Annotated in this window: 13 protein-coding genes and 1 pseudogene; 3 read left to right on the top strand and 11 right to left on the bottom strand. The window is 62.4% G+C overall.

Features of this window, described 5'->3' with window-relative positions; translation table 11 throughout:
• Nucleotides 1-13 precede the first annotated feature (13 nt).
• The 3 genes from pnp to ACNFCJ_RS14260 all read left to right on the top strand — a co-directional run bounded on the left by pnp (nt 14) and on the right by ACNFCJ_RS14260 (nt 3,078).
• On the top strand, nt 14-2,119 hold the full coding sequence (gene pnp, locus ACNFCJ_RS14270) for a polyribonucleotide nucleotidyltransferase (RefSeq protein ID WP_179574414.1): 2,106 nt from the start codon (nt 14-16) through the stop codon (nt 2,117-2,119).
• A gap of 349 nt (nt 2,120-2,468) precedes the next feature.
• Nucleotides 2,469-2,822: a BON domain-containing protein gene (locus tag ACNFCJ_RS14265; protein WP_099526094.1), complete on the top strand. Its 354-nt coding sequence runs from the start codon at nt 2,469-2,471 to the stop codon at nt 2,820-2,822.
• 58 nt (nt 2,823-2,880) lie between these two features.
• Nucleotides 2,881-3,078 (top strand): CsbD family protein, encoded by a 198-nt coding sequence (locus ACNFCJ_RS14260; protein ID WP_416771982.1) that lies wholly within the window; start codon nt 2,881-2,883, stop codon nt 3,076-3,078.
• 215 nt (nt 3,079-3,293) lie between these two features.
• Here the strand turns inward: ACNFCJ_RS14260 and ACNFCJ_RS14255 are convergent, their stop codons facing one another.
• The 11 genes and pseudogenes from ACNFCJ_RS14255 to ACNFCJ_RS14205 all read right to left on the bottom strand — a co-directional run bounded on the left by ACNFCJ_RS14255 (nt 3,294) and on the right by ACNFCJ_RS14205 (nt 16,561).
• Nucleotides 3,294-3,596 carry a DUF2845 domain-containing protein gene (locus tag ACNFCJ_RS14255; RefSeq protein WP_125835133.1) on the bottom strand — a complete coding sequence of 101 codons (303 nt, stop codon included), beginning with the start codon at nt 3,594-3,596 and terminating at the stop codon, nt 3,294-3,296.
• Nucleotides 3,597-3,609: 13 nt separating this feature from the next.
• Nucleotides 3,610-3,918, bottom strand: a complete 309-nt coding sequence (locus ACNFCJ_RS14250; protein WP_416771980.1) for a DUF2845 domain-containing protein — start codon at nt 3,916-3,918, stop codon at nt 3,610-3,612.
• Nucleotides 3,915-6,797 (bottom strand): annotated as a pseudogene (locus ACNFCJ_RS14245) (DUF748 domain-containing protein). Before ACNFCJ_RS14245 ends, ACNFCJ_RS14250 begins: the two are co-directional and overlap by 4 nt.
• A 102-nt stretch (nt 6,798-6,899) precedes the next feature.
• Nucleotides 6,900-7,916 (bottom strand): class I SAM-dependent rRNA methyltransferase, encoded by a 1,017-nt coding sequence (locus tag ACNFCJ_RS14240; RefSeq protein ID WP_416771979.1) that lies wholly within the window; start codon nt 7,914-7,916, stop codon nt 6,900-6,902.
• Nucleotides 7,917-7,988: 72 nt separating this feature from the next.
• A complete protein-coding gene (locus tag ACNFCJ_RS14235; protein WP_416771978.1) occupies nt 7,989-8,861 on the bottom strand; it encodes an oxygenase MpaB family protein in 873 nt (290 codons plus the stop codon).
• 69 nt (nt 8,862-8,930) lie between these two features.
• The gene (gene acs, locus ACNFCJ_RS14230) at nt 8,931-10,868 is read right to left on the bottom strand and encodes an acetate--CoA ligase (protein ID WP_416771977.1); all 1,938 of its coding nucleotides are present in this window, start codon (nt 10,866-10,868) and stop codon (nt 8,931-8,933) included.
• 149 nt (nt 10,869-11,017) lie between these two features.
• Nucleotides 11,018-12,682: a glucose-6-phosphate isomerase gene (gene pgi, locus ACNFCJ_RS14225; RefSeq protein WP_416771975.1), complete on the bottom strand. Its 1,665-nt coding sequence runs from the start codon at nt 12,680-12,682 to the stop codon at nt 11,018-11,020.
• 80 nt (nt 12,683-12,762) lie between these two features.
• On the bottom strand, nt 12,763-13,620 hold the full coding sequence (gene panC, locus ACNFCJ_RS14220; RefSeq protein WP_256833005.1) for a pantoate--beta-alanine ligase: 858 nt from the start codon (nt 13,618-13,620) through the stop codon (nt 12,763-12,765).
• A complete protein-coding gene (panB, locus tag ACNFCJ_RS14215) occupies nt 13,617-14,417 on the bottom strand; it encodes a 3-methyl-2-oxobutanoate hydroxymethyltransferase (protein WP_143506239.1) in 801 nt (266 codons plus the stop codon). Before panB ends, panC begins: the two co-directional genes overlap by 4 nt.
• A gap of 264 nt (nt 14,418-14,681) precedes the next feature.
• Complete coding sequence (gene folK, locus ACNFCJ_RS14210; protein ID WP_179574405.1) at nt 14,682-15,170, bottom strand: 2-amino-4-hydroxy-6-hydroxymethyldihydropteridine diphosphokinase; 489 nt, start codon at nt 15,168-15,170, stop codon at nt 14,682-14,684.
• A complete protein-coding gene (locus ACNFCJ_RS14205) occupies nt 15,167-16,561 on the bottom strand; it encodes a polynucleotide adenylyltransferase PcnB (protein ID WP_416771973.1) in 1,395 nt (464 codons plus the stop codon). The genes folK and ACNFCJ_RS14205 overlap by 4 nt, the downstream gene beginning before the upstream one ends.
• Nucleotides 16,562-16,564: the final 3 nt, after the last annotated feature.

Genomic DNA, 16,564 nt, shown 5'->3' with positions numbered 1-16,564 from the left:
GAAGGAAAACACCGTGAACCCGGTAATCAAGAAATTCCAGTTCGGTCAGTCGACCGTTACCCTCGAGACTGGCCGTATTGCCCGTCAAGCCTCCGGCGCAGTGCTGGTCACCGTTGACGACGACGTCAGCGTTCTGGTCGCCGTAACCGGCGCCAAAACTGCCGACCCAAGCAAAGGCTTCTTCCCGCTGTCCGTGCACTATCAGGAAAAGACCTACGCTGCCGGCAAGATCCCTGGCGGTTTCTTCAAGCGTGAAGCGCGTCCTTCCGAGAAAGAAACCCTGACCTCGCGTCTGATCGATCGCCCGATCCGTCCGCTGTTCCCGGAAGGCTTCCAGAACGAAGTGCAGGTCATCTGCACCGTGGTTTCCACCAGCAAGAAGACCGATCCGGACATCGCTGCGATGATCGGTACCTCGGCTGCCCTGGCCATCTCCGGTATCCCGTTCAACGGCCCGATCGGTGCTGCGCGCGTTGCCTTCCACCCGGAAACCGGCTACCTGCTGAACCCGAACTACGAGCAACTCAAGGCTTCGAGCCTGGACATGGTCGTGGCCGGCACCAAGGACGCCGTACTGATGGTTGAGTCGGAAGCCAAAGAGCTGACCGAAGACCAGATGCTGGGCGCCGTACTGTTTGCCCATGAAGAATTCCAAGTGGTCATCCAGGCTGTTGCCGAGCTGGCCGCCGAAGCCGGCAAGCCGACTTGGGACTGGCAGCCGAAGCCGGAAAACACCGCGCTGCTGAATGCCATCCGTAGCGAGTTCGGCGAGGCGATTTCCCAGGCCTACACCATCACCGTCAAGCAGGATCGCTACGCGCGTCTGGGCGAGCTGCGTGATCAGGTCGTGGCCAAGTTCTCCGGTGAAGAAGGTCAGCCTACTGCCGGTGAAGTCAAGGAAGCCTTTGGCGAGATCGAATACCGCACCGTGCGCGAGAACATCGTCAACGGCAAACCGCGTATCGATGGCCGTGACACCCGTACCGTGCGTGGCCTGAACATCGAAGTCGGCGTTCTGGACAAGACTCACGGTTCGGCGCTGTTCACCCGTGGCGAAACCCAGGCGCTGGTCGTGGCGACCCTCGGTACCGCTCGCGATGCACAGCTGCTGGACACCCTCGAAGGCGAGAAGAAAGACCCCTTCATGCTGCACTACAACTTCCCGCCGTACTCGGTCGGTGAGTGTGGTCGCATGGGCGCCACTGGCCGCCGCGAAATCGGCCACGGCCGTCTCGCCCGTCGTGGCGTTGCCGCCATGCTGCCGAGCGCCGACGAGTTCCCGTACACCATCCGCGTAGTATCGGAAATCACCGAGTCCAACGGCTCTTCCTCCATGGCTTCGGTGTGCGGCGCTTCCCTGGCGCTGATGGACGCCGGTGTGCCGATGAAGGCGCCGGTTGCCGGTATCGCCATGGGTCTGGTGCTCGAAGGCGAGAAATTCGCCGTGCTGACCGACATCCTCGGTGACGAAGACCACCTGGGCGACATGGACTTCAAAGTAGCCGGTACCGCCAAGGGTGTTACCGCGCTGCAGATGGACATCAAGATCCAGGGCATCACCGAAGAGATCATGGAGCAGGCGCTGGAGCAGGCGCTGGAAGCGCGTCTGAACATCCTCGGCCAGATGAACCAGGTCATCGCCCAATCGCGCAGCGAGCTGTCGGCTAACGCGCCGACCATGATTGCGATGAAGATCGACCAGGACAAGATCCGCGACGTCATCGGTAAAGGCGGCGCAACCATCCGTGGTATCTGCGAAGAGACCAAGGCCTCGATCGACATCGAAGACGATGGTTCGATCAAGATCTTCGGCGAAACCAAGGAAGCCGCCGAGGCTGCCAAGCAGCGTGTACTGGCCATTACCGCAGAGGCCGAGATCGGCAAGATCTACGTCGGCAAGGTCGAGCGCATCGTCGACTTCGGTGCCTTCGTCAACATCCTGCCGGGCAAGGACGGCCTGGTGCACATCTCCATGCTGAGCGATCAGCGCGTGGAGAAGGTCACCGACGTGCTGCAGGAAGGCCAGGAAGTGAAAGTGTTGGTACTGGACGTGGACAACCGCGGCCGTATCAAACTGTCGATCAAGGACGTAGCTGCTGCTGAGGCCTCTGGCGTCTAAGTACGGCTGACCTGTTCGAACGAAAAGGCTCCTTCGGGAGCCTTTTTTTGTGCCTGATCGTCAGGGAGCGCTCGAACCCTGCCACTGTCCAGGTCATCCAGGGGGCTGCTCCATATTGCTTTAGATGCGCGCTGGTAGTGGCTTGGTGCCATGTTCATGCAAATTGCCCGAGGTCTTTTATGCGACTCGGCGAAATGCAATCAAAAGCGTAATGGTGATTTTATTTAAGTTATTGTTTTTATAGGATTTTTTATTATTTTAAAACCTGGCACAGGCCCTGCAATAGTACTAGTGAACCTGCAGCCAGGAGTTGGTTTGCAGATTGTCTGGAATGTACAGGAGTCGAATCATGAAACAGCCAATCAACCGTTTTGCCGCTACTACCCTGACCGCTGCCGTGCTGAGCATGTCTCTGGCCTCCGCAGCCTTCGCCGCTGAGCCGACCATGCTTGCAGCCAGTGACACTGTGGATAAAGCCGAGCAGGCGGTATCCGACACTTGGATCACCAGCAAAGTGAAATCCACCTTCGTTGCTGACTCGAACCTCAGCGCGCTGGACATCAAGGTCGAGACCAACCAGGGCGTAGTTTCCCTGTCCGGCGTGGTCGCTACCGACGCCGAGCGTGATCTGGCTATCGCCAAGACCAAGGAAATCGAGGGTGTGCGTGACGTGTCCGCTGATGCCCTGAAAACCGCTGACTGATAGCCGGGCCGGCCGGGCTAGCGCCCGGCCCCCACCTTCTGTCACTGGGAGAATGACCATGAATAGCGACATCATCAAAGGCAAATGGAAGCAGCTCAGCGGTCGTATGAAGGAGCGTTGGGGCAACCTGACCGATGACGACCTGGACGTCGCCGAGGGCCACAGCGAATACCTGGTTGGCAAGCTGCAAGAACGTTACGGCTGGACCAAGGAAAAGGCCCAGCAAGAGCTGCGCGATTTCAGCGACAAGCTCTAAGTAGGGATTATCTGGTAAGGATGCCGATTAAGCACGGACAGCTATGGAAACGGATGTCTCAGTAGCACGGATGGCTGCAGGCAGGACGCCTGATCTGCACGGATAGCGAAAGCATGGATGCGCGAAGGCCCCGTCGGTGTAACCGGCGGGGCCTCGATTTTTGTGCTGAGCACTAGAAATGCGTCAGGCAGGTGCACCCGGCATGCAGGGTTCGATCAGCTACCGCGCTTGCTGCGGACCTCGGTCAGGCGGCCGCCCTCGAAGCGGAGAAAGTGGTACATGCCGCTTTTCGGGCCGTAGATCCACTCCTCGACACTCACCTCATTACGAAAACCATAGCTGTCGACCACTTCCTTGTAGCCGACAAAGTCGCGGCTGGAAGGCTCGCCACATTTGTTCAGCACCTCTGCAGTGGGCGCTGTCTTGCTGACCAGGGCGCTACCGCAGCGATAGGTGGAGGACGCCTCGGCCATCAGGGGCAGGCAGAGCAGGGTGAGCAGACAGCTGAATTTGCGCATGAGAACCTCCTGCTCAGCGTTCGCGCCGGCGTTCGATGGCGGTCAGACGGTTACCCTCGAAACGCAGGATGCTGAGCATGCCGTTGCTCGGGCCGTATACCCATTCCTCGATCATGTACTCACGACGGTCATAGGAGCCCAGGGTGTAGCCGACCGGATCACGGTGCACCGGCGCCCCACATTTGCGCTCGACCTCGAACGGGCGGTCGCCCAGGCTGACCAAGGCGCTGCCGCAACGCAGTGTGTCGGCCTGCGCGTTGGCAGTGCTCAGGCCGGCGACAACGGCAGTGAACGTGATGATGGATAAGCTGCGCATGATCATTGGCTGTCCAGGTGCAGGGTGGTGAGCACGCGGCCGTCGGCTTCGGGCTCACCCAGGTTGGCATCGATCAGGTAGACACGTTCATCGTACAACCCACCTTGTTCAACCAGATAATCCTTGATCGTTGCAGCGCGTTGCTGAGCCAGTTGGCGCAGCAGCAGCTTGCTTTGAGCCCAGGAGTCCAATACTGCCTTGCGCATGTTCTGCTGGCGTTGTTCTTTGTCCAGCTCAGCCCACTCGGCTGGCGGCTGCTGCTTGAGTCGGGTGCGATAAATGCCCTCGAGCAGGGCGGCTTGTTCATCTTCCTCGACCGTCAGTTCATCGGGGCTGGCCGGTACTTTGTCACCACGGCGTTGTAGCACCTTGTACCAGCCTTCGCGAAACTCGCGTTGCAGACGCTGTTCGGCCAGCAGCGGGCCGTCGGCACGCTGTGCGGCCTGACCTTCGACCTCCAGGCGCAGGTTCGGGCGTTCCTCGAGCGCTTTGGCCAGGGTGTCCAGAGCCTGGCGTGCGTCGCCCTCCAGCTCTGCAGAGCCCGCGGCGAACGGCACGGTACTGAGGTCGACGTTGCTGCCGCCGACCAGCCCGGCGATGAACTTGAATGGTGCCTGTGCCGCGCGCAACACCAGATTGCGCAAGGTTTGCCAGACGATGGGCATGACGCTGAACTGCGGATTGTTCAGGTCTCCCTGTACCGGCAGCTCAATGGCGATGCGCCCCTGAGTGTCCTTGAGCAGGGCCACTGCCAGGCGAATCGGCAGGTCGACAGCGTCCGGGCTGTCGACGCGCTCGCCCAGTTGCAGGTTCTCCACCAGCACCTTGTTCTCGGCATTGAGCTGGCCTTTCTCGATGCGATAGTGCAGGTCGAGGTTGAGGCGGCCCTTGCGGATGCGATAACCGGCGAATTTGCCGGAATAGGGGGTGATGGTGGTCAGTTCGACGTTCTTGAAGCTGGTAGCGATATCCAGGCTGTTGAGCGGATCGAACGGCGTCAGCTTGCCCTTGATGCTCATTGGCGCGTAGCGGTCGACCTTGCCCTGGATATCGACGCTGGCGGCTTGCGGCTTCTGATTGTCGAGTACACCGATGCGCCCGTTCATTTACTGAACGGCAGTGGCGAAGCTGGGGGTCAGGCTGAAGTCGGCGAAGTTGGCCGAGCCGTCATTGATGGCTACGCCGCCGATGCGGATCGCCAGTGGTTTGCCCGCATCGGCCTTGCTCTCGTTCGGCGTCGCCGGCTGCGGCACGATCAGTTCGCTGACGTTGGTGGTCAGGTCCTCGTTGATCACGAAACGTGCATAGGGCTGATCCAACTCGACGCGCTCGATGGCCAGGCTTTCGCCGTGACGATAGTCGAGACCACCCACCCGTAATTGCTTCCAGCGCACGAAATCGCGTTCGCGCAGGGTATCCAGGGTGTGCAGCTGATCGATCTTGGCGCTGCCGGTGACACTGAGTGCCAGCGGTTCGGTGCTCTTGAGTTGCACGTCGAGGTCGCTGCCGAGCAGGCCACTGCGCAGTTCCAGGTGAATGAATGGGCTCAGGTAGGCTTGTACCACGCGCAGGTCGATGTCCTGCGTGGCGACCTTGAGTTGAGCGCTGGTCGGGCTCAGTTGTACGTTGCCGGCTGCCTGCAGCTTGCCCTGTTTGCCGAGACCGCTATCGAGCCTGAGGTCGAAAGGTTTGTCGCCCAGGCTGTCGAAATTCTTCAGATCCAGGTTCAGTGGGCCGACCTCCACCGCCACTTCCTGCTGCGGCACGCGGTCGGCCAGGTGAGCCTTGTAGTCGCGTAGCTGCACATCTTGCAGCAGCACTTGCCAGGGCTTGCTATCGCCGGCTTGCGACGTCGGCTCGGCAGTCTCGCTCTTGGCGCTTTCGGGTTTGGCGAACAGCTTCTGCCAATCCAGCTGGCCGTCGGCTTCGCGCGCCGCCCAGGCTTCGAGGCCCTGGCTACGCACCTGGCCGATCACCAACTGCTGCTTGGCCAGGTCGAGGCTGGTGTTGTCGATATCCAGGCGTTGCAGGCGTACCAGGGGTTTGCCTTGCGGATCGTCGATGGCGAAGGGGGCCAACTGCACCTTGACCTTGCTCAGTTGCAGCTCGGTCCCGCTGGAGAGGTCGAGGCGATAGTCGCTGCTGAGGTCGACCTGGCCTTCTTTCAGCACCAACGGCAAGGCATCCCGCACGTAAGGCCAGAAGGTGCTCAGGCGGCCATCGCTGACGCTCAGACTGCCGCTGGAGGTGATGGGCGTCAGGCTGACCTGGCCGCGCCAGTCGATCTGCGAGCCGTGCGGGCCGCTGGCGGTCATGGTCATTTCGGCGTTATCGCCGGCCAGGGTGCTGAGATTGTGCAATTCCAGATCGAGCGCATCATAGGCGAACTCCACGGCCTCGCTCGGGCGCAGGTCCTGGAAGCGCAGTGACTTCTCACGCAGACGGATGCTGTCGATGCGCAGCGGGAAGGGCTCGCTGCTCTCTGTCTTGGGTTCCGCCTGGCTTTCCGGCAGGTTGAACAACTGGGTGAGATTGAGCGTACCGTCTTTGGCGAAGAGTATTTCAGTGCGCGCACCGTCAAGCTCAACGTCACTCAGGTGCAAGGCACCGCTCCACAGGCTGTCACTTTGCAAGTTGGCGTAGAGGCGCTGGAAGCTCACTTGCTCCAGGCCACTCTCGCCGATACGCAGGCCCCAGAGGCTCAGCTCGAGTGTGAAGGGGTTGAGCTGCACGCGCTGCAGCGAGGCGGGCAGCGTGGCGTACTGCGCCAACTGCTGATTGGCGACACGCAGGGCGATGCCCGGCAGAATCAGAAAGCCGATCAGGCTGTAGAGGAAAACGGTGATCAACAGTGCGCTCAGCGCGCGCTTCAGTCCTTTGGGCATGGCTTGGCGTCATCTATCCAGACGAGGAGACGACTTGGAGTATGGCACGGCGGTTCGGTTCCGGTCGTTATCGCTGCAGTCAGATTGCGCGTAAGTCCCGGTTCAGAGGTGCAGGATCAGGGTTTTCAGCGGCGGTTTGGCATCATGCGAAGGGAAGTCGGATGCTGGGACGATGACCTGGCAATCCTGGACTGGGCGGCCGAGTTTCTCGGCGCAGCGCAGCACTTGGGCGCGCCAGTCGCTCATCTCCACTTTTGCCAGGTTGTTGCAGCACACCAGGGTGCCGCCTTCGGCAGTGGCCAGCAGAGCTGGCTTGAGCAGGCTCTGGTAATCACGCAGCAGATCGACCGTACCGAAGGTGCTCTTGGCCCAGGCAGGCGGGTCGAGGAACACAAGATCGAACTGACGCGGTTGCAGGCGCGGGTAACTCGGCAGTTTTTGCCCGCGTCGGCTGCTGATCGGTAGATCGGCAAACTGACGAATCGCCGGGAAGTAATCGGACTGGATGAACTGCATGGCGGGCAACCCAGGGTTGAGCGCACCGTTTTCGCGACCCACGGCGAGGTTACCCTGGGCGAAGTCGAGGTTGGTCACCTCGCGTGCGCCACCCGCCGCGGCGCACAGACCGACGCCGCAGGTGTAGGCGAACAGGTTGAGCACGGACTTGTCGGAGCTGTTGGCCTTGACCCAGCCGCGGGCGTTGCGCAGGTCGAGAAACAGCAGCGGGTCCTGGCCGGCATGCCGGCCGCGTACGCGGTAATTCAGCCCCCATTCGTGGCCGACCATATCCTCCAGCGCTGCCTCGTCGGCCTGGAACAGGGTTGGGTCGCGATCGATCCGCGAATTACCCTTGGAGCGGTCGTTGTAGACCAGGAGCAGCGGCTGACACAGATGGGTTTCGACGTTGCCGACGATGCTGCGTAGCTCGCCGGCCTCAAGTGGTTGATGAAAACTCTGTACCAGCAACTGCGGGCCGTAGCGGTCCACGGTCAGGCCAGGCGCGCCTTCCTGGCTACCGTGGAACAGTCGGTAGCAGTCGGTGCCTTGGGCGTGCAGGTCTGCGAGGAGGTTTTCGCGAGCGGCGAGGGCGGCGCGCAGCGCCTGGTCAAGAGAAGGCATGCGCGGCGTCTCGGAGAAAGGAGGCGCAAGTTTATCAAGAAAAGCCGCGGGGGATGGACGTGGGACGGTGGCCTACAGGCGCGGCGCTAAACGACGGTGTGCGCGCTGTGCTGCGCTGTTACGAATCGCCCAGCGCAGCAGCGTGGCGGTGCGTTGCACGCTGCTGCGAATCAGCGGACGGCGCCAGGGGGACTGGTGCTCGCCGAGCAGGTCGCTGGCCCAGTCCGGCAGCAGGTCTACACCGGCCTGCATCATCAGGTTGCCGAAGGGTTTGGCGAGAATATTGGGCATCGGTGCGGCATACAGCAGCCGCACCACTTCGCAGGTTCGCGCGTCACACAGCAATTGCGGGCGCATGCGCTGGAGGTAGTCGCTGATGGCCTGGCGCGCTTTAGGCACGTCCTGCGCGCCGAGGCGTTCGGCGATCAATGCCACTTCGCGGTAGTAACGATCCTGTTCGGCCACCGGCAGTTGCGGGTCGACGTAGCGCAGGTAGCCGGCGAGAAACTGGCTGACCTCGGAGACATGCACCCAGGTCAGCAGCTCGGGGTCGCTGGCGGCATAGGGGCGACCGTCCGGCGCGCTGCCGACCACCTGAAGGTGGATGCGGCGCACCTTGTCGATCAATTGCTCGGCATCGTGCAGGCCACCATAGGTGGTGCCGGCGATGAACAGGCTAGTGCGGCGCAGGCGGCCGAGCATGTCCTGGCGAAAGGTAGAGTGATCCCACACCCCGGCCAAGGCCAGCGGGTGGAGCATCTGCAGGAGCAGGGCGGAGATGCCGCCGACCATCATCGCGGTGAAGTCAGCGTGGACTTTCCAGACCATCGACTCGGGGCCGAACAGGCCGGCATCACCGTGCGGCTGATCGAGATCGAGCACGCCCAGCGAGGCGCCGGTGAGGCTGTGCACCTGTTTTTCGATTTGTCTGCGTAGGGTTTCCATGGCGCGCAGTTTCGGCGCTTGGCTGGCGCAAGACAAGATGAGCCCGGCCCTTTCGGGCCGGGCGGAGTGTCAGCGGTTGAGACGCTGATCGATCAGGCTGTCGACCACGCTGGGGTCAGCCAGGGTCGAGGTGTCGCCCATGTTCTCCAGCTCGTTGCAGGCGATCTTGCGCAGGATGCGGCGCATGATCTTGCCTGAGCGGGTCTTGGGCAGGCCCGGTGCCCACTGGACCAGTTCCGGCTTGGCGAAACTGCCGATCTCCTTGCCGACCAGGGTCAGCAGATCCTTCTTCAGCTCGTCGGAAGGCTCCTGGCCATTCATCAGGCTGACGTAGGCATAGATGCCCTGGCCCTTCACGTCGTGCGGGTAGCCGACCACTGCCGCTTCGGCCACGGCATCATGCAGCACCAGCGCGCTCTCCACTTCGGCGGTGCCGATGCGGTGGCCGGAGACGTTGATCACGTCGTCGACGCGGCCGGTGATCCAGTAGTAGCCGTCCTCGTCACGACGTGCGCCGTCACCGGTGAAGTAATAACCGGGGTAAGGCTTGAAGTAGGTATCGATCATGCGTTGATGATCGCCGTAGACGCTACGGATCTGGCTCGGCCAACTCGCCTTGATGGCCAGTACGCCGCTGCCGGGGCCATCGATCTCCTTGCCCTGTTCGTCGAGCAGCACCGGTTGTACGCCGAAGAACGGACGGGTGGCCGAGCCGGGCTTGAGGTCGGTAGCACCAGGCAGCGGAGTGATCAGGATGGAGCCTGTTTCGGTCTGCCACCAAGTGTCGACGATGGGGCAGCGGCTATCGCCCACCACATGAAAGTACCACTCCCAGGCTTCCGGGTTGATCGGCTCGCCCACCGTGCCGAGCAGGCGCAGACTGCTGCGCGACGTGCTCTTGACCGGGCCTTGCCCCTCGCGCATCAGTGCACGCAGTGCCGTGGGCGCGGTGTAGAAGGTGTTGACCTGGTGCTTGTCGATCACCTGCCAGAAGCGCGAAGCGTCCGGGTAGTTGGGCACGCCTTCGAACATCAAGGTGGTGGCAGCGTTGGCCAATGGGCCGTAGACGATGTAGCTGTGCCCAGTAACCCAGCCGACATCGGCGGTGCACCAGTAGATGTCGCCCTCGTGGTAGTCGAACACGTACTTGTGGGTCATCGCTGCGCCGAGCAGGTAGCCGCCGGTGGTGTGCAGCACGCCCTTGGGTTTCCCGGTGGAGCCCGAGGTGTAGAGGATGAACAGCGGATCCTCGGAGTCCATCGGCTCGGCCGGGCAGTCGGCATCGACTTTCTTCAGCGCCTGGTGGTACCAGAGGTCACGACCTTCCACCCAGGCGATATCGCCCTGAGTGCGTTCGACTACCACCACGGTGGAGACGTCCGGGCAGCTTTGCAGGGCCTTGTCGACGTTGGCCTTCAAGGGGATGTACTTGCCACCACGCACGCCTTCGTCGGCGGTGATCACCGCACGGCAGTCGGCATCGAGGATGCGGTCGCGCAGGGCATCGGGAGAGAAACCGCCGAACACCACCGAATGTACGGCGCCGATGCGCGCACAGGCGAGCATGGCGTAAGCCGCTTCGGGAATCATTGGCATGTAGATGCACACCCGGTCGCCTTTCTTCACGCCACGGCCCTTGAGCACGTTGGCCAGTCGGCTGACGTTGTGGTGCAGCTTGTTGTAGGTGATATGTGCCGATTCGGCCGGGTTGTCACCTTCCCAGATGATGGCGATCTGTTCGCCGCGCTTTTCCAGATGGCGATCAATGCAGTTGTAGGCAACGTTGAGTTGGCCGCCCTTGAACCATTCGGCGTGGCCTTGTTTCAGGTCGCTGGTGTGCACCTGATCCCAGGGTTTGAACCAGTCCAGAAAGGTCTTGGCCTGCTCGCCCCAGAAGGTCTCGGGTTGCTCGATGGACTGTTGATACAGGCGCAGATAAGCATCGTTATCCAGGTGTGCGCGCTGACGTACCGCGTCGGTCACGGGGTGGCGGGTGATCTCGAACATGGCGGGCTCCTTGTAATTGTTTGTCCGCAACAATCGCAAGGGTGCACCCAAGCAGGCGCTTGGTTCAAGGGGCGATATTCGACGCAAGAGCGGCTGCGCGCCGTGAACACTGCCCGGCGCTTGGCCCCGGGCAGCGTCAGGCGCGTGCATCAGCCGCGATGATGTTCGCGGAAATGAGCGATCAGGCCCTGGGTCGATGCATCCGATGCACTGCTGTCGAGCTGGCCGGTCAGGCGCTGATACACCTCCTTGCCCATCTCCTTGCCCAGCTCCACGCCCCACTGGTCAAAGGCATTGATGCCCCAGATGGCGCTCTGCACGAAGACCTTGTGCTCGTACAGGGCAACCAGCGCGCCCAGCTCGAACGGTGCGATGCGATTCATCACCAGGATGTTGCTCGGGCGATTGCCGGGGATCACCTTGTGCGGCGCCAGGCGCTGCACGTCGGCCTCGGCCATGCCTTTGGCGCGCAGTTCGGCCTCGGCCTCTTCACGCGTCTTGCCCTGCATCAGCGCCTGGGCCTGCGACAGGCAGTTGGCGAACAACCACTGGTGATGGTCGGACAACGGGTTGTAGCTGTTGACCGGGACGATGAAGTCCGCCGGCACCAGCAGGCGGCCCTGGTGCAGCAACTGGTGATAGGCGTGCTGGCCGTTGCAGCCGACGCCGCCCCAGATGATCGGCCCGGTGGCGATGTTCAGCGCGCTACCGTCCTGGCGCACGCTCTTGCCGTTGGATTCCATGTCCAACTGCTGCAGGTGTTTGGTGAAGTTACGCAGGTAATGGTCGTAGGGCAGGATGGCGTGGCTCTGCGCGTCCCAGAAATTGGTGTACCAGATGCCCAGCAGGGCCATCAGCACCGGCATGTTTTCGGCCAGTGGTGCCTGGGTGAAGTGCTGGTCCATGGCATAGGCACCGGCCAGCAGTTCCTTGAAGTTGGACACGCCGATTGACAGGGCGATGGGCAGGCCGATGGCCGACCACAGCGAATAGCGGCCGCCGACCCAGTCCCACATGGGAAAGATGTTCTCTTCGCCGATACCGAACTCGATGGCGGCCTTGCGGTTGCTGGTCACTGCTATGAAATGGCGGTGCAACTGCTCTTCCGGGCCGCCCATTGCCAGGTACCAGTCGCGCGCGGCCAGGGTGTTCTTCAGGGTTTCCAGGGTGCCGAAGGACTTGCTGGAAACGATGAACAGGGTAGTTTCCGGGTTGAGGCGGGCGGTCAGTTCGCGGAATTCGCTGCCGTCGATATTGGCCAGGTAGTGGCAGCGCACGCCGCGTTGAGTGAACGGGCGCAGCGCCTCGGAAACCAGTTGTGGGCCGAGAAACGAGCCACCGATACCGATGTTGACCACTTCCTTGATCGGCTTCTCGCTGTAGCCGCGCCAGAGGCCGCTGTGAATGCGACTGACCAGCTCGGTGACCTGGTTCAGGACGCGATGGACCTCGGGAATGATGTCATGGCCGTCGACCAGCAGGCGGCGGCCAATCGGGCTGCGCAGGGCTGTATGCAGCGCGGCGCGGCCTTCGGAAGCGTTGACCTGTTCGCCGTGGTACAGGCTGGCGATGGACTCCTGCAGACCGGCCTGCTCGGCCAGTTGAATCAGCAGATCGAGGCCGTGCTCATCGATCAGGTTCTTCGAGTAATCCAGCAGCAGCCCGCAGCTGTCGAGGGAAAAGCGCTGGTAGCGCCGTGCGTCTGCAGCGAAGGCTTCGCGCATACTGAAGCCGGCCATCTCGGCGCGATGCTGCTGCAGGGCCTGCCAGGCGGGCAGGGTGGTGACGTCTTGAGGCTGCTGGTAATAGGCCATCGGAGCTCCTGGTCCACAAAAGCAAAAGGCCCGGATCGATCCGGGCCTTTGAGAGTGTAACCGGCTGCCTTTGCAGGCAGCTACTGGCGTGGCAGTTCAACCACCAGATTATCGATCAGGCGGGTGCTACCCAGCTGTGCAGCGGTCAGCACCACCAGGTGATGATCGTCGAGCTGGGCTGGGCGCAGGTTCACCGCGTTACGGATCTCCAGGTAATCGGGGATGAAGCCGGCAGCACGTTGCTGCGCCTGGGTACTGTCGATAAGACGTGCGTAATCGCGAGCGCCACGCTGCAGCTCTTCGGCGATCGCTTGCAGGCCTCGATACAGCGCTGGGGCGGCGGCGCGTTGCTCCTTGCTGAGGTAACCGTTGCGCGAGGACAGCGCAAGGCCGTCCTCGGCGCGTTGAGTTGGCGCCCCGATGATTTGGATCGGCATGTTCAGGTCCTGCACCAGTGCGCGGATCACTGCCAGTTGCTGATAGTCCTTCTCGCCGAACACGGCCAGATCAGGCTGGACCATGTTGAACAGCTTGGTCACCACCGTCGCGACGCCCTCGAAATGTCCCGGACGACTGGCGCCGCAGAGGCCTTCGGAAACACCGGGAACGATGACGCGGGCCTGGTCACTCATGCCGTGCGGGTAGATTTCCGCGACATCGGGGTGAAACAGCAGGTGGCAGCCGGCCGCTAGCAGTTTCTCCTGGTCGGCGGCGAGGGTGCGCGGATAGGTGTCCAGATCTTCACCGGCGCCGAACTGCAGTGGGTTGACGAAGATGCTGGCAACCACAAAGTCGGCGCGTTGGGCGGCGATCTGTACCAGCGAAACGTGGCCCGCGTGCAGATTGCCCATGGTCGGCACGAAACCGATTTGCTTGCCCTCGGCCCGTGCCTGAGCGATGGCTGCGCGCAGCTCGCGCAGGGTCTTCACCGTGGTCATGCGGAAAACCCATGTTCGGCAGCCGGGAAGCTGCCGTCTTTGACGGCCTGTACGTAAGCGCTGAAGGCGCCCTGAATGCTGCTCTGGCCCTCCATGAAGTTACGCACGAACTTCGGCGCACGACCGGACAGCGACAGCCCGAGCATGTCGTGCTTGACCAGCACCTGGCCATCGGTGGCGCTGCCTGCGCCAATACCGATCACCGGAACCTTCACCGCCTGGGTGATTTCCGCGGCCAACTCGCTCGGTACGCATTCGAGCAGCAGCATCGCCGCACCGGCCTGTTCCAGTGCCATTGCGTCGGCACGCATCTGCCGTGCCTGCGCTTCCTGGCGGCCCTGAACCTTGTAGCCGCCGAGAATGTTCACCGCTTGTGGGGTTAGGCCCAGGTGCGCGCACACCGGAACGCCGCGCTCGGCCAGCAGACGGATCGGCTCGGCCAGCCAGCCAGCACCTTCCAGTTTGACCATGTGCGCGCCGGCCTGCATCAGCTTGGCGCTGTTGTGCAGAGCCTGCTCGGTGGTGGCATAGGCCATGAACGGCAGATCGGTGACGATCAGTGCGCCCTGGTTGCCGCGTTTGACGCAGGCGGTGTGGTAGGCCATTTCCTCGACGCTGACCGGCAGGGTGCTGTCGTGGCCCTGCAGGACCATGCCCAGGGAGTCGCCGACCAGCAACACGTCGACACCCGCCTGGCAGGCCGCATGGGCGTAGGTGGCGTCATAGCAGGTCAGCATGGCGATCTTTTCACCGTTCTGCTTGAGACTCTGCAGGGTGGTCAGGGTAACGTCAGGCATTTCAAAGGTCCTCGCTCAGGCTCGGTATACCGCTTCTATCTGGCTGCAATCCGGCCTGGATTGGCATCAAAGGTGCGCCCTGCGCTGGGCGACGGGACGCCTATAGTCCTGATGGGGGGGCGTGAAGTCAATTGCAGGTGTTACCGCTCTGTTACTGGCGTTACCGCCAATGTCCGTGGCGAACGGCCGAGCTAGAGCTGGCGCGGGCTTGCGGCGGGTAGCAGGCGCAGAACAAGGTGAAGGTGGCTGGCGCTTGCTCGGGCGTCACTCCGGCAGGCGCTCCAGGCCGGTGAAGGGGCAGGCTTCGAGTAATGCATTGAGGTTGCGGCCGTCCGGCAACTGCAGCTCTGCGGCCAGCTCGGCCAGCGGGTAGAGCACGAAAGGCCGCGCGTGCATGTGGTAGTGCGGCACGGTCAGGCGCTCGTCGTCGATCAGGCGCTTACCGAACAGCAGGATATCCAGGTCCAGTGTGCGCGGTCCCCAGCGTTCGGCCTTGCGCACGCGACCCTGCTCCTGTTCGATGCGTTGCAGCGCGTCGAGCAACTGCCAGGGCTCCAGTGCGGTATCCAGCGCTGCCACGGCGTTGACGTAACGCGGCTGATCCGCCGGACCCAGTGGGTCGCTGATGTAGAACGACGAATGCGCCTGCAAGCGGCTGTGTGGCAACTGGGCGATAGCATGCAAGGCCGCGCGCAGCTGTTGCAGCGGCTCGGCCAGGTTGCTGCCGAGGCCGATGTAAACCCGCTCCATCATTCGCCGCCGGCTTCGTCGCTGCGCTTACGCCGATTGTTGTTGCTGCGGCGACGTTTGCGCGGCGCGGCGCCGGTGCTTTCGCCTTTGCCTGCGAGGTCGCGAATCATCTGCCGGCGCTCACTGTCGTTGGCGTCTTGATAGTCCGTCCACCATTCGCCCAGGCCTCCAGTGTCTTCCCCGGCCAGTTCGCGCAGCAGGAGGAAGTCATAGCCGGCGCGGAAACGCGGGTTCTCCAGTAGCAGATCGGCACGCTTGCCGCTGCGGCGCGGCAGGCGCTCCTGCATGTCCCAGATTTCGCGAATCGGGATGGTGAAGCGCTTGGGCACGGCAATGCGCTGGCATTGCTCGGCGATCAGTTCGTGGGCGGCTTCCTGCATGGCCGGAATCGGCGGCATGCCTTTGCTTTGCAACTGCAGTACACGGGCCGGCAGAGCAGGCCACAACAGTGCGGCGAAGAGGAAGGCCGGCGTAACCGACTTGCCATCGTGGATGCGGTCGTCGGTGTTGATCAGCGCCTGGCGAATCAGCTTCTCGGTGTACTGCGGGTTCTGCTTGAGCGCTGCGCCGCTGGCCGGAAACAGCTGGGCGAACAGGTCGTGCTCGAGCAGCAGGTCGAAGGTGTATTCGGCGTAACCGGCGAGGAACAGCTTGAGCACTTCGTCGAACAGGCGTGCCGAGGGAATATCGCGCAGCATCGGCGCCAGACGGCGAATCGGCGCGGCGCTGTGCTTCTCGATATCGAAATCCAGCTTGGCGGCGAAACGCACCGCACGCAGCATCCGCACCGGATCTTCCAGGTAACGCTGCTCCGGGTCGCCGATCAGGCGTACCTGGTGGTTGCGCACATCGTGCATGCCGCGGGCGTAGTCGAGGATGTGCTCCTGGGTTGGATCGTAGTACAGCGCGTTGATGGTGAAGTCGCGGCGCTGTGCATCGTCTTCGAGGGTGCCGTAGACGTTGTCGCGCAGGATGCGGCCGCTTTCGTTGCGTGCCGCCTGGTTGCTGTTTTCCTCTTCCTCGCCTTGTGGGTGGTTGGCGCGAAAGGTAGCGACTTCGATGATCTCGCGGCCGAAATGCACGTGAACCAGCTTGAAGCGGCGGCCGATCACCCGGGCGTTGCGGAATTCGGCACGTACCTGCTCGGGCGTGGCGCTGGTGGCGACGTCGAAATCCTTGGGGTCGATATCCAGCAGCAGGTCGCGAACGCAACCACCGACCAGATAGGCCTGGTAGCCAGCCTTCTGCAGGCGCTCGACCACGCTTATGGCGTGACGGCTGATCTCGTTGCGCTTGAGCGGATGTTGGCTGCTGCACAGCACTTCGGGAGTGCTGCGTGGGCGTGGGGCACGGCGCAGAGGTGAGTGGAAAGATTTGAACAGCTTTTTCAGCATGGG

It is taken from the genome of Pseudomonas sp. NY15364 (assembly GCF_048068235.1).
GTDB lineage: Bacteria > Pseudomonadota > Gammaproteobacteria > Pseudomonadales > Pseudomonadaceae > Aquipseudomonas > Aquipseudomonas mendocina_D.
This window is presented reverse-complemented; position numbering and strand designations above follow the sequence as displayed.

Bases quoted from the DNA above. Each gene is read 5' to 3' on its own strand.
- panB (WP_143506239.1), bottom strand. From the start codon at position 14,417: ATGCCTGACGTTACCCTGACCACCCTGCAGAGTCTCAAGCAGAACGGT.
- ACNFCJ_RS14250 (WP_416771980.1), bottom strand. From the start codon at position 3,918: ATGATCATGCGCAGCTTATCCATCATCACGTTCACTGCCGTTGTCGCC.
- ACNFCJ_RS14260 (WP_416771982.1), top strand. From the start codon at position 2,881: ATGAATAGCGACATCATCAAAGGCAAATGGAAGCAGCTCAGCGGTCGT.
- folK (WP_179574405.1), bottom strand. From the start codon at position 15,170: ATGATGGAGCGGGTTTACATCGGCCTCGGCAGCAACCTGGCCGAGCCG.
- ACNFCJ_RS14205 (WP_416771973.1), bottom strand. From the start codon at position 16,561: ATGCTGAAAAAGCTGTTCAAATCTTTCCACTCACCTCTGCGCCGTGCC.
- panC (WP_256833005.1), bottom strand. From the start codon at position 13,620: ATGACCACGGTGAAGACCCTGCGCGAGCTGCGCGCAGCCATCGCTCAG.
- ACNFCJ_RS14265 (WP_099526094.1), top strand. From the start codon at position 2,469: ATGAAACAGCCAATCAACCGTTTTGCCGCTACTACCCTGACCGCTGCC.
- ACNFCJ_RS14255 (WP_125835133.1), bottom strand. From the start codon at position 3,596: ATGCGCAAATTCAGCTGTCTGCTCACCCTGCTCTGCCTGCCCCTGATG.
- pgi (WP_416771975.1), bottom strand. From the start codon at position 12,682: ATGGCCTATTACCAGCAGCCTCAAGACGTCACCACCCTGCCCGCCTGG.
- ACNFCJ_RS14240 (WP_416771979.1), bottom strand. From the start codon at position 7,916: ATGCCTTCTCTTGACCAGGCGCTGCGCGCCGCCCTCGCCGCTCGCGAA.
- ACNFCJ_RS14235 (WP_416771978.1), bottom strand. From the start codon at position 8,861: ATGGAAACCCTACGCAGACAAATCGAAAAACAGGTGCACAGCCTCACC.
- acs (WP_416771977.1), bottom strand. From the start codon at position 10,868: ATGTTCGAGATCACCCGCCACCCCGTGACCGACGCGGTACGTCAGCGC.